General features: G+C 45.1%; 11 protein-coding genes and 2 other annotated features. All 11 genes read left to right on the top strand.

Features of this window, described 5'->3' with window-relative positions; all coding sequences use genetic code 11:
* The first annotated feature begins 119 nt into the window (after positions 1-119).
* The 11 genes from ftsH to lysS all read left to right on the top strand — a co-directional run bounded on the left by ftsH (position 120) and on the right by lysS (position 10,500).
* Positions 120-2,105 (top strand): ATP-dependent zinc metalloprotease FtsH, encoded by a 1,986-nt coding sequence (ftsH, locus tag AC622_RS19765; protein ID WP_049672591.1) that lies wholly within the window; start codon positions 120-122, stop codon positions 2,103-2,105.
* 82 nt (positions 2,106-2,187) lie between these two features.
* Positions 2,188-2,955 (top strand): type III pantothenate kinase, encoded by a 768-nt coding sequence (locus AC622_RS19760; RefSeq protein WP_049672590.1) that lies wholly within the window; start codon positions 2,188-2,190, stop codon positions 2,953-2,955.
* Positions 2,956-2,990: 35 nt separating this feature from the next.
* The gene (gene hslO / locus AC622_RS19755; protein ID WP_049672589.1) at positions 2,991-3,869 is read left to right on the top strand and encodes an Hsp33 family molecular chaperone HslO; all 879 of its coding nucleotides are present in this window, start codon (positions 2,991-2,993) and stop codon (positions 3,867-3,869) included.
* Positions 3,870-3,887: 18 nt separating this feature from the next.
* A complete protein-coding gene (locus tag AC622_RS19750; RefSeq protein ID WP_049672588.1) occupies positions 3,888-4,748 on the top strand; it encodes a peptidylprolyl isomerase in 861 nt (286 codons plus the stop codon).
* Between the two features lie 125 nt (positions 4,749-4,873).
* Complete coding sequence (gene cysK, locus AC622_RS19745; protein WP_049672587.1) at positions 4,874-5,800, top strand: cysteine synthase A; 927 nt, start codon at positions 4,874-4,876, stop codon at positions 5,798-5,800.
* A gap of 132 nt (positions 5,801-5,932) precedes the next feature.
* Positions 5,933-6,766, top strand: coding sequence for a dihydropteroate synthase (gene folP / locus AC622_RS19740; protein WP_049672586.1), 834 nt, complete (start codon positions 5,933-5,935; stop codon positions 6,764-6,766).
* Positions 6,759-7,127, top strand: a complete 369-nt coding sequence (gene folB / locus AC622_RS19735) for a dihydroneopterin aldolase (protein WP_049672585.1) — start codon at positions 6,759-6,761, stop codon at positions 7,125-7,127. Before folP ends, folB begins: the two co-directional genes overlap by 8 nt.
* Positions 7,124-7,648: a 2-amino-4-hydroxy-6-hydroxymethyldihydropteridine diphosphokinase gene (gene folK, locus AC622_RS19730; protein ID WP_049672584.1), complete on the top strand. Its 525-nt coding sequence runs from the start codon at positions 7,124-7,126 to the stop codon at positions 7,646-7,648. Before folB ends, folK begins: the two co-directional genes overlap by 4 nt.
* A complete protein-coding gene (locus AC622_RS19725) occupies positions 7,600-7,809 on the top strand; it encodes a helix-turn-helix domain-containing protein (RefSeq protein WP_049672583.1) in 210 nt (69 codons plus the stop codon). Before folK ends, AC622_RS19725 begins: the two co-directional genes overlap by 49 nt.
* A 33-nt stretch (positions 7,810-7,842) precedes the next feature.
* On the top strand, positions 7,843-8,841 hold the full coding sequence (gene dusB / locus AC622_RS19720) for a tRNA dihydrouridine synthase DusB (protein ID WP_049672582.1): 999 nt from the start codon (positions 7,843-7,845) through the stop codon (positions 8,839-8,841).
* 177 nt (positions 8,842-9,018) lie between these two features.
* A complete protein-coding gene (lysS, locus tag AC622_RS19715) occupies positions 9,019-10,500 on the top strand; it encodes a lysine--tRNA ligase (protein ID WP_049672581.1) in 1,482 nt (493 codons plus the stop codon).
* Positions 10,501-10,885: 385 nt separating this feature from the next.
* Positions 10,886-11,771: a sequence feature (16S ribosomal RNA rRNA prediction is too short), on the top strand.
* Between the two features lie 60 nt (positions 11,772-11,831).
* Positions 11,832-12,126 (top strand) — a sequence feature (16S ribosomal RNA rRNA prediction is too short).
* Positions 12,127-12,148 lie beyond the last annotated feature (22 nt).

Genomic DNA, 12,148 nt, shown 5'->3' with positions numbered 1-12,148 from the left:
ATTAGAACACGTTTTATTTCAGCAAAATAGACGGGTCTATTATATTTATATAAAATAAATAAGTACCTAAATGCACTATAGCCAAATACTATTTAGTTTCCTTTGGGAGGAGGTTAGGGATGAACCGTATATTTAAAAATACCATATTTTACTTACTTATTTTTGTGGCGATCATAGGTGTCGTGAGTGTGTTTAACCAGAACTCCGAGCCTACCACACAAATGTCAAATACTGAGTTCATAAACAAACTCGAAGCTGGTGAGATCAAATCTGCCGACTTGCAGGTGGAAAATGGTGTATATGCAGTAACAGGCCAAGAAAAAGACGCTAAGGAAGATGAGTTTTATGTAACATACATTCTTTCAGAGCAGGCAGGGAAAGTCACTGATCTGATTGATGACCAAAACATCGCTACTAATGTGAAAGGTGCCGAACAAACAAGCGCATGGGTAACATTCCTTACTTCTATGATTCCGTTTGTTATCATCTTGCTGCTATTCTTCTTCTTGTTGAATAATGCACAAGGCGGCGGAAGCCGAGTAATGAACTTCGGCAAAAGCAAAGCTAAGCTGTACAGCGAAGAAAAGAAAAAGGTTCGTTTCAAAGATGTGGCAGGAGCAGACGAAGAAAAGCAGGAGCTTGTCGAAGTCGTTGAGTTCTTGAAAGACCCTCGTAAATTCGCAGAGCTCGGTGCAAGAATTCCGAAGGGTGTCCTGTTAGTTGGACCTCCAGGGACTGGTAAAACCTTGCTTGCACGTGCAGTGGCTGGAGAAGCCGGCGTGCCGTTCTTCTCTATCAGTGGTTCTGACTTCGTTGAGATGTTCGTCGGTGTCGGTGCATCACGTGTTCGTGATTTGTTTGAAAATGCAAAGAAAAATGCTCCATGTATCATCTTCATTGATGAGATTGATGCAGTTGGACGCCAGCGTGGCGCAGGTCTTGGCGGCGGACATGATGAACGTGAGCAAACCTTGAACCAATTGCTAGTTGAAATGGATGGTTTCGGTGCTAATGAAGGCATCATCATCATCGCTGCGACTAACCGTCCAGACATCCTTGACCCAGCGTTATTGCGTCCAGGACGTTTCGACCGTCAAATTACGGTTGACCGCCCAGACCTAAACGGAAGGGAAGCAGTCCTTCGTGTTCATGCACAGGGCAAACCGCTTGCTGAGGATGTTGATCTTAAAGCGATTGCAATGAGAACACCTGGTTTCTCAGGAGCAGACCTTGAGAACTTGTTAAATGAGGCGGCGCTTGTTGCTGCCAGACAAGATAAGAAAGAAGTAGACATGAGCGATATCGATGAGGCAACTGACCGTGTTATTGCCGGTCCTGCTAAGAAGAGCCGTGTTATTTCCAAGAAGGAAAGAAACATCGTTGCCTTCCATGAATCCGGGCATACGGTTATCGGCCTTGTATTAGATGAAGCTGATATGGTTCATAAAGTGACAATCGTACCGCGCGGTCAAGCCGGCGGATATGCTGTTATGCTTCCTCGTGAAGACCGTTACTTCATGACGAAACCAGAGCTTTACGACAAGATTACCGGCCTATTAGGCGGACGTGTCGCAGAAGAAATCGTGTTCGGTGAAGTAAGTACAGGCGCTCACAATGACTTCCAGCGTGCAACAGGCATCGCTAGAAAGATGGTCACTGAATACGGCATGAGTGATAGACTCGGACCAATGCAGTTCGGTCATACACAAGGTCAAGTATTCCTTGGACGTGACATCAATAATGAACAAAATTACTCTGATAAGATTGCTTATGAGATTGATACAGAAATCCAAAACATCATCAAGACATGTTATGAGCGTGCCAAAACAATCCTTACTGAAAACCGCAGCAAGCTTGATTTAATCGCTAATACATTGCTTGAAGTAGAAACATTGGATGCAGAGCAAATTCGTCACTTAGCGGATTACGGTAAACTGCCTGAACGCAAGAAGGCGAATGGCGATGTAAAGGTGAACCTTTCCTCTAAGGAAAAATCACCTGTTGTCCATGAAGATATGACGAAAGAAGATGAGACGATCGCTGAGGGCAGGAAAGATGTACCTACTCCTCCAGACATGGAGACAGATGATCGCAATAAGCTATAAGAAAGAAGTGCCCCTTCATTGGGGCGCTTTTTTATTGCGCATGTTAAAATAAGGACATTCTAAGATAAGGTGAGGATAACAGATGCTGCTCGTTTTAGAAGTGGGGAATTCGAATATCTTGATAGGGGTTTATGAGGATGATTATTTGCGTTACCACTGGAGAATTGAAACGAATCAACGAAAAACCGAGGATGAGTACGGCCTAATTTTCTCTCAGTTATTTAGTCATTCGGGTGTCTCGGCTGAACAAATTGAAGGAATTATTATGTCCTCCGTTGTACCGCCGATTATGCCTGCCCTTATCAAGATGTGCTCAAAGTATTTTCATTTGGAACCGCTTGTGGTGGGACCGGGAATTAAGACAGGTCTTCATATTAAGTACGAAAATCCCCGTGAAGTCGGGAGTGATCGAATCGTCAATGCGGTGGCTGCCATAGAAGAATACGGGGCGCCAATCATCATTGTGGATTTTGGGACGGCAACCACGTATTGTTATGTTAATGAGCATCAACAATATATGGGTGGAGCCATTGCGCCTGGTATTGAAATCTCAATGGAAGCCCTTTTTGAGAGAGCCTCCAAATTGCCAAGGGTTGAAATCTTACGACCTGAAGGCATAATAGGGAAGACGACAGTTTCGGCCATGCAGGCAGGGATCTTGTATGGAGTCATCGGTCAGGTTGAGGGAATTGTCAACCGTATAAAGAAACAAAGTAAACAGCAACCTAAGGTTATTGCAACAGGAGTATGGGCAGATCTCATTGCCGGTGAGACAACAGTCATCGATGAGGTGGCGCCGTTCCTGACTTTGAAGGGGCTGCAAATCATATATAAGAAGAATCGGCCGTAGAGCCATTCTCTCGGAAAGCTAGGAAGGAGCTTAACATGAACGATTATTTAGTAAGAGCATTGGCCTATGAAGGGCAAGTAAGGGCATATGCCGTATCAACAACAGAAACAGTAGGAGAGGCGCAAAGACGCCATGATACATGGAGAACAGCATCTGCCGCCCTGGGAAGAGCGATGACTGCTGGTGTCATGATGGGGGCCATGCAAAAGGGTGACGCAAAGATTACGATCAGCATTGAGGGGAATGGACCGCTCGGCCCGATTATCGTGGATGCCAATGCAAATGGGGAAGTGCGCGGTTATGTCACAAATCCGCATGTTGATTTCGCATCTCGTGAAGGCGGGAAGCTTGATGTCCGCCGTGCAGTAGGTACAGAGGGAACGTTATCTGTCGTTAAGGATGTAGGGATGAAGGATAATTTCTCCGGAAGAGTACCTTTAGTCTCTGGTGAACTAGGCGAAGACTTCACCTACTATTTCGCCCTTTCTGAACAAACACCAAGCTCAGTTGGTGTTGGGGTTCTTGTAAATGGGGATGATACGATTGCCGTTGCAGGAGGATTCATTATCCAGCTGCTTCCGAATACAGATGATGCCGTGATTACGCAAATAGAGAATTCCTTAAATAATATGCCGTATATCTCTGAAATGCTGAAGGACGGGTTAAAGCCTGAGGAGATTCTCTATCGTATTCTTGGAGAGGAAAACGTGAAAGTATTGGATACGATGCCAATCAAGTTTGAGTGCCAATGCTCAAAAGACCGATACAGCAGGGCTATTATTGGACTCGGTAAAGAGGAAATTCAGGATATGATTGATACAGAGGGCGGCATAGAAGCTCAATGTCATTTCTGTAATGAAACATATGCCTTCACCACAGAAGAACTAGAAGAACTGAAAAAAGAAGCAAAGTAAGCTATTGGGGGAGTTGCTTTGTCTGTTAAACAGTGCTGGGCAATCATCGCAGGATTGATTTTGCTCAATATCTCGACGGTTCTATATTTTCTTTATGGCGGAACATCGAAGAATAACCTAGATGATACAGTAGCATCGGTAGGAGATGTGAATATTCAAAGAGCCGAATTGGCGGATAAGCTAGACCTATCCTATGGTCGTGAAACCTTGAGGAAAATGGTCAATGATGAGGTCATCCGCCAAATGGCTGATAAGAATGGTTTGTCTGTTACAAAAGAGGAAGTGGAGATGGAACGGCGCCTTCATCAATCGACCTATGGATATGGAAAAGAAGAAGGACGGGATGAGAAAAAGCTGATGGAGCAACTCAAGCTCTCTATTCTCTTTGAGAAAATCCTTACGAAGGATGTCCAAGTCGCCGCTGAGGAAATAGAGAGGTATTTGGATGAAAACAATAGCCTCTTCAATAAGCCGGATCTATACCATGTATCTCATATCATCGTTGAGAAGAAATCGGATGCAGAGAACATTATTAAGGATTTAAAGGCTGGGGCTGATTTTTCGGCCTTGGCTATGGAATATTCCCCGTCCGATCCAGAATACGATTTAGGGATGCTTTCTTTAGAGACAGATACCATACCAACAAGCTATAAAGTCTCCTTGAAGAATTTAAAGGCAGGTCAATGGAGTGAGCCTCATGAAGTAGATGAAGGCTACGCTGTTTTGTATGTTGAGGAGTTCATGGAAGGAAAGACATATACGGCAGAGCAGCTTGAGCCATATGTCAAACGGCGTATTGCCATGGAGCAGCTTGATGCGGTTGCTGCCGTCGATCTTTTTTGGGATGAAGTCGGGGTCAAATGGGTATATGAGCAATAGGATGATAGAACCAGAAAATGGTGTAAATGATGGTTGGCCCAGTGAATATTAGTTGACAGATAGGAAAAAAATAGCTAAATTGTATATAAAACATATGAAAATACTATGGATTAGGGGTGGATGAAGTGAGTAAGATAGCAAATAATGTGTCAGAGTTGATTGGGAACACACCAGTCGTGAAGTTGAACAAGATTGTAGAGGATGGTTCTGCTGAGGTTTATTTGAAACTAGAATACATGAATCCGGGCAGCAGCGTGAAAGACCGTATTGCTTTAGCTATGATTAATGATGCTGAAGAGAAGGGTCTATTGAAGCCTGATACGACAATTATTGAGCCGACAAGCGGGAATACAGGAATCGGTCTTGCATGGGTTGCGGCTGCAAAAGGCTATAAAGCCATTCTAGTCATGCCTGACACAATGAGCATTGAACGCCGTAATTTGCTGAAAGCTTATGGTGCTCAACTCATCCTGACTCCTGGTAAAGAAGGGATGAAGGGTGCCATCGCGAAAGCAACTGAGCTAGCTGAGCAAAATGGCTATTTCATGCCACAGCAATTCCAAAATGAAGCAAACCCAGAGGTTCACCGTCAAACAACAGGTAAAGAAATCGTTGAGCAAATGGGTGACCAGCTTGATGCCTTCATTTCAGGTATTGGTACAGGCGGAACAATTTCCGGTGCAGGTTCCGTACTTCGTGAAGCCTATAAAGATATCAAAATTGTCGCTGTCGAGCCGGCGGATTCTCCCGTATTATCCGGAGGATCACCAGGACCGCACAAAATTCAAGGAATTGGTGCAGGATTCGTTCCTGATACATTAAATACAGAAATCTATGATGAAATCATCAAAGTGGCAAATGAAGAAGCGTTCGAACAAGCAAGAAGAGCTGCGAAAGAGGAAGGTATCCTAGGAGGAATCTCTGCTGGGGCTGCTATCCATGCTGCGCTTCAGGTTGCGAAGAAACTTGGGGAAGGCAAAAAAGTTCTGGCGATCATTCCGGATAACGGAGAACGCTACTTGAGCACACCTCTTTATAACTTTGAAGATTAATAGAGATGAACGAAAAGAGGCGAAAGCCTCTTTTTTTTATTCACAACATTTCCATTCATGCCCATGAGTTATGGTATAGTGTTTTCCATAGAAGAAGTGTTAAGGGCATCTTAATAAAAGGAGTATTGGTAAATGGTGAATGTAATAGAATGCGGACCATATAAACTCGAGATGAGCGGCCGGACGCTCATCATGGGAATCCTAAATATGACCCCTGATTCCTTCTCTGATGGAGGAAGGTATAATGCGGTTGATACAGCGCTTGAGCGGGCGCGCCAGCTCATCCAAGACGGCGCAGACATCATTGATGTCGGGGGTGAGTCAACTCGTCCAGGATATGAGCAGATTTCGTCTGAGGAGGAAATTGAGCGGGTAGTTCCAATCATTGAGTGTTTGGCTCAGGAGGTGAATGTACCGATCTCCATTGATACGTACAAAGCTGATGTAGCCAGAGCCGCATTAAAAGCAGGTGCTCATATTATAAATGATATTTGGGGGGCAAAGGCTGACCCGGATATGGCGAAGGTAGCAGCAGATACAGGTGTTCCAATCATTCTCATGCATAATCGTGAAGCAAAGCCCTATCAGGATTTTATGCGAGATGCATTAAATGATTTATATGAGAGCATTCAGCTGGTGAAGGGAGCAGGCGTAAAGGATGAACAAATTATCCTTGACCCAGGCATTGGTTTTGCTAAGACTCTTGAAGAGAACCTGCTGATGATGAGAAACCTCCGTATCATTACAAGTCTCGGTTACCCAGTTTTACTTGGTACCTCCCGTAAATCAATGATTGGCCATACATTGCAATTGCCAGTTGAGGAGCGCGTTGAGGGAACTATTGCGAGTGTTTGTCTTGGAATTCAGCAAGGGTGCAGCATCATGCGTGTGCATGATGTGAAGGAGAATGCACGCGCAGCGAGGATGATGGATGCAATGTTAGGGAAGGTGAAGGTAAATGGATAAAATAATTCTTGAAAAGATGGAATTTTATGGATACCATGGTGTTTATCCAGAGGAAAATAAATTAGGCCAGCGCTATCGTGTTGATCTTACTGCTTACTTAGATCTTAAGCCGGCAGGACAGACAGATGATTTGAATAAATCGGTTAATTATGCTGAAATATACACGTTATGCAAAGAAATCGTAGAGGGCGAGCGCTTTGATTTAATCGAGGCGGTAGCTGAAAGAATTGCAGCTGGAGTGTTGACGCAGCATGAAATAATTCAAGCGTGTACTGTCAGAGTAATCAAGCCTGACCCTCCGATTCCCGGTCATTATCAATCAGTGGCTGTGGAAATTGAGAGAAAGCGTGAGTCAGCATGAATAGCGCCTATATCGGATTAGGTACGAATCTGGGGGATCGCGAAAGCTATTTAATGAACGCTATTGAAGAGCTATCCAGCCATCCCTCCAATCGGATTACGGCTGTATCCTCCATTTATGAGACCAATCCTTGGGGATATGAAGAACAAGGTAAATTCTTGAATATGGTTATTTGCCTTCAAACAGAGTTATCACCGCAAGACCTACTCGCATGCTGTATGTATGTTGAGAAGAAACTTGGCAGAAAACGGGAAATCAGATGGGGTCCAAGAACGATAGACCTTGACATTTTACTATATAATCAAGAGAATATTGTCACGGAAAACTTGATTATCCCGCACCCGCGAATTATGGAAAGAGCCTTTGTTGCCATTCCGCTCGTGGAACTTGATAAGGACATCACTCTGCCAAATATGGACAAACCGGTAAGGGAAGTCATGGACGATATCCCCGACAAAAAAGGGGTTCGAGTATGGAAGCAGAAAGATGGGGAAGGCGCATTCGGGCTTTCCGGAAATTAAAGGGTTTTACGCAAGAAGAATTCGCTAGGGAGCTTGGTGTATCCGTCTCTATGCTTGGGGAAGTGGAACGGGGAAACAGGAACCCGACAACAACCTTCTTGACGGATGTGGCGGAGCAGCTGGGGATTACGATGGAGGAATTGAAGCCTCCTGTTAAATAGATGAATAACAACACGGATAGGGAGGTCATATCCATGCTGAAGATTGGGAACGTCGAAATGAAGAACCCGGTAGTGCTGGCTCCGATGGCTGGAGTATGTAATTCTGCCTTCCGTCTGACGGTGAAGGAATTCGGAGTCGGTCTTGTTTGTGCAGAAATGGTCAGTGACAAGGGAATTGTGTATGGCAACGAGAAGACTTTGAGCATGCTCTACATCGATGAGCGTGAAAAGCCGTTGTCCCTGCAGATTTTTGGTGGGGAGAAGGAATCTCTCGTTCAGGCTGCCCAGTTCGTTGACAAGAATACGAATGCAGACATTATTGATATTAATATGGGCTGCCCGGTTAATAAGATTATTAAATGTGAAGCAGGAGCCCGCTGGCTATTGAATCCAGATAAGATCTATGAGATGGTTTCTGCGGTAGTCGATAAGGTAGAAAAGCCGGTTACGGTAAAGATGCGCATTGGCTGGGATGATAAACATATCCTCGTGGCAGAAAATGCGCAGGCTGTTGAAAGGGCTGGCGGAAGCGCTGTGGCTGTCCATGGACGTACACGCGTACAAATGTATGAAGGGCAAGCGAACTGGGATTACATCAAGCTTGCGAAGGAATCGGTCAATATTCCAGTCATCGGTAATGGTGATGTCCAAACTCCACAGGATGCTAAACGCATGCTTGATGAGACAGGCTGTGATGGGGTCATGATTGGTCGTGCGGCGCTTGGGAACCCGTGGATGATGTATCAGACGGTTAAATATCTCGAGAGCGGTATCCTGCTGCCAGAGCCCTCTGTACGCGAGAAAATGGACGTATGCGTGCTCCATCTAGACCGGCTGATTGCCCTGAAGGATGAATATATCGCTGTTCGCGAAATGAGAAAGCATGCCGCCTGGTATTTAAAGGGCGTGCAAGGCAGCGGGAAGATAAGGAAAGAAATTAATATTGTAGAGACACGCGACCAGCTTGTCGGGCTGCTCTATGGACTTGTAGAAGACATTGAAGCAGAGGGTCAAGTAACGGAAGCTGTTTGATGATTTGACAGCCTTGCATCTAATTACTAAAATAAGCATGAATCATAAGCTGCCGGGTCCATTCCGGCAGTTTTTCTGCTATTTTAAAAAATTCAAGTAGATACTGGTGTCTTATGGTGTTATTTTGTGTAAAATAAAAAACAGTATATAGCGATACAGAGATGGAGTGAGTAGTAAATGAGCGAAGAATTAAATGACCAGTTCCAGGTCAGACGTGATAAAATGACGCGAATTGCTGAATTGGGCCTTGATCCATTCGGACAAAAATTCGTGCGTACACATTTGGCTCAAGAGATTATTACAGAGTTCAGCGAATTGGAAAATGAAGAGCTTGAAGCAAAGGGTATTGAAGTATCCATTGCCGGCCGTATTATGACCAAACGCGGAAAAGGGAAAGCTGGTTTTGCCCACATTAAAGATGTTAGCGGCCAAATTCAAATTTATGTAAGAAAAGACGCAATCGGTGAGGATGCCTATGAGCTCTTTAAGATGGCTGACCTAGGCGATATCGTTGGTATTAAGGGGATTGTCTTCAAGACTAAAGTTGGCGAATTGTCCATCAAGGTCAATGAATTTACCTTCCTGACAAAATCCTTGCGCCCGCTGCCGGAGAAATACCATGGTCTTAAAGACATTGAGGAGCGCTACCGTAAACGCTATCTGGACTTGATTACAAGTGAAGAAAGCCAAAAGACCTTTATTGCAAGAAGCCGTATTATCCAAGCGATGAGACGTTACTTCGACGATAACGGCTTCTTGGAAGTGGAAACACCAATGCTTCACTCCATTGCCGGCGGTGCATCTGCAAGACCTTTCGTAACGCATCATAATGCTCTTGATATGCCAATGTATATGCGTATTGCGATTGAGCTTCACTTAAAACGCCTTATTGTCGGCGGATTAGAAAAGGTTTACGAAATTGGCCGTGTATTCAGAAACGAAGGCGTATCTACACGCCATAACCCTGAATTCACCATGCTTGAGCTTTATGAAGCTTATGCTGATTTCCATGACATTATGGACCTCACTGAGAATGTCATTGCTTACATTGCTGAAGAAGTACTTGGAACAACGACAATTCCATACGGTGAATATGAAGTAAATCTTGCGCCAAAATGGAAGAGACTTCATATGGTCGATGCAATAAAAGAATATGTTGGTGTAGACTTCTGGAAAGAGATGAGTGTAGAAGAAGCTCGTGCACTTGCGAAAGAGCATGATGTACAAATTACTGAATCTATGACAGTTGGCCATATCATCAATGAATTCTTCGAGCAAAAGATTGAAGAGAAATTGATTCAGCCTACATTCGTCTATGGTCATCCAGTTGAGATTTCTCCGCTAGCGAAGAAAAATGCAGAGGACCCTCGCTTTACAGATCGTTTTGAACTCTTTATCGTTGCGCGTGAGCATGCTAATGCCTTCACAGAGCTAAATGATCCTATCGACCAAAGACAACGCTTTGAAGCACAATTAAAAGAGCGTGAGCAAGGTAATGATGAAGCTCATATGATGGATGACGATTATATCGAAGCATTAGAATATGGCATGCCGCCAACAGGTGGGCTCGGTATCGGCATCGACCGTCTCGTTATGCTGTTAACGAACTCTCCATCTATTCGTGACGTACTGTTATTCCCGCTTATGAGACATAAATAAGATACTTAAAAAGAGCCATGGAGACATGGCTCTTTTTTTATGTATATCCCCATAACATTTACCTTTTGCAACGAGTTTTATCTTATTAAATATTTTAAATAAATTAACTATAATTTTTTCATAAATAACTATTGCAATATAAAATGACGGGTGATATATTTATATACGTCGCCGCTGACCTAAAGCGAACGACGAAAAAAAGAATAGAAAAGTTGTTGACACGGAAGACTGAACTTGGTAAGATAGTTAAGTCGCCAAAAACGACAACGAAGAAAATTGTTCTTTGAAAACTAAACAAAACGAAACGCTAAGCAAGTCTTAAAACTTGAGAGTTTAACTCTCGTCAATGTTTTATTTTTAATAGCTAGATCAAACATCTTTTGGAGAGTTTGATCCTGGCTCAGGACGAACGCTGGCGGCGTGCCTAATACATGCAAGTCGAGCGAATCAGATGGGAGCTTGCTCCCGGATGATTAGCGGCGGACGGGTGAGTAACACGTGGGCAACCTGCCCGTAAGATTGGGATAACTCCGGGAAACCGGTGCTAATACCGAATAGTTTCTGACACCTCATGGTGTCAGAGGGAAAGTTGGCTTTTAGCTAACACTTACGGATGGGCCCGCGGCGCATTAGCTAGTTGGTGAGGTAACGGCTCACCAAGGCGACGATGCGTAGCCGACCTGAGAGGGTGATCGGCCACACTGGGACTGAGACACGGCCCAGACTCCTACGGGAGGCAGCAGTAGGGAATCTTCCGCAATGGACGAAAGTCTGACGGAGCAACGCCGCGTGAGCGAAGAAGGCCTTCGGGTCGTAAAGCTCTGTTGTCAGGGAAGAACAAGTGCCATTCGAATAGGTTGGCACCTTGACGGTACCTGACCAGAAAGCCACGGCTAACTACGTGCCAGCAGCCGCGGTAATACGTAGGTGGCAAGCGTTGTCCGGAATTATTGGGCGTAAAGCGCGCGCAGGCGGTCCTTTAAGTCTGATGTGAAAGCCCACGGCTCAACCGTGGAGGGTCATTGGAAACTGGAGGACTTGAGTGCAGAAGAGAAGAGTGGAATTCCACGTGTAGCGGTGAAATGCGTAGAGATGTGGAGGAACACCAGTGGCGAAGGCGACTCTTTGGTCTGTAACTGACGCTGAGGCGCGAAAGCGTGGGGAGCAAACAGGATTAGATACCCTGGTAGTCCACGCCGTAAACGATGAGTGCTAAGTGTTAGGGGGTTTCCGCCCCTTAGTGCTGCAGCTAACGCATTAAGCACTCCGCCTGGGGAGTACGGCCGCAAGGCTGAAACTCAAAGGAATTGACGGGGGCCCGCACAAGCGGTGGAGCATGTGGTTTAATTCGAAGCAACGCGAAGAACCTTACCAGGTCTTGACATCCTCTGAAAACCCTAGAGATAGGGCGTTCCCCTTCGGGGGACAGAGTGACAGGTGGTGCATGGTTGTCGTCAGCTCGTGTCGTGAGATGTTGGGTTAAGTCCCGCAACGAGCGCAACCCTTGTCCTTAGTTGCCAGCATTCAGTTGGGCACTCTAGGGAGACTGCCGGTGACAAACCGGAGGAAGGTGGGGATGACGTCAAATCATCATGCCCCTTATGACCTGGGCTACACACGTGCTACAATGGGTGGTACAAAGGGCAGC

Origin of the sequence: Bacillus sp. FJAT-27916 (assembly GCF_001183965.1) — a bacterium.
Taxonomy (GTDB): Bacteria; Bacillota; Bacilli; order Bacillales; family Pradoshiaceae; genus Pradoshia.
The sequence above is the reverse complement of the archived record's forward strand: the minus strand, read 5'-3'. Positions and strand labels throughout refer to the sequence as shown.

Excerpts from the sequence above, each read along its gene's own strand:
- AC622_RS19760 (WP_049672590.1), top strand. The coding sequence starts at position 2,188 with ATGCTGCTCGTTTTAGAAGTGGGGAATTCGAATATCTTGATAGGGGTT.
- dusB (WP_049672582.1), top strand. The coding sequence starts at position 7,843 with ATGCTGAAGATTGGGAACGTCGAAATGAAGAACCCGGTAGTGCTGGCT.
- hslO (WP_049672589.1), top strand. The coding sequence starts at position 2,991 with ATGAACGATTATTTAGTAAGAGCATTGGCCTATGAAGGGCAAGTAAGG.
- folB (WP_049672585.1), top strand. The coding sequence starts at position 6,759 with ATGGATAAAATAATTCTTGAAAAGATGGAATTTTATGGATACCATGGT.
- folK (WP_049672584.1), top strand. The coding sequence starts at position 7,124 with ATGAATAGCGCCTATATCGGATTAGGTACGAATCTGGGGGATCGCGAA.
- folP (WP_049672586.1), top strand. The coding sequence starts at position 5,933 with ATGGTGAATGTAATAGAATGCGGACCATATAAACTCGAGATGAGCGGC.
- ftsH (WP_049672591.1), top strand. The coding sequence starts at position 120 with ATGAACCGTATATTTAAAAATACCATATTTTACTTACTTATTTTTGTG.
- lysS (WP_049672581.1), top strand. The coding sequence starts at position 9,019 with ATGAGCGAAGAATTAAATGACCAGTTCCAGGTCAGACGTGATAAAATG.
- AC622_RS19725 (WP_049672583.1), top strand. The coding sequence starts at position 7,600 with ATGGAAGCAGAAAGATGGGGAAGGCGCATTCGGGCTTTCCGGAAATTA.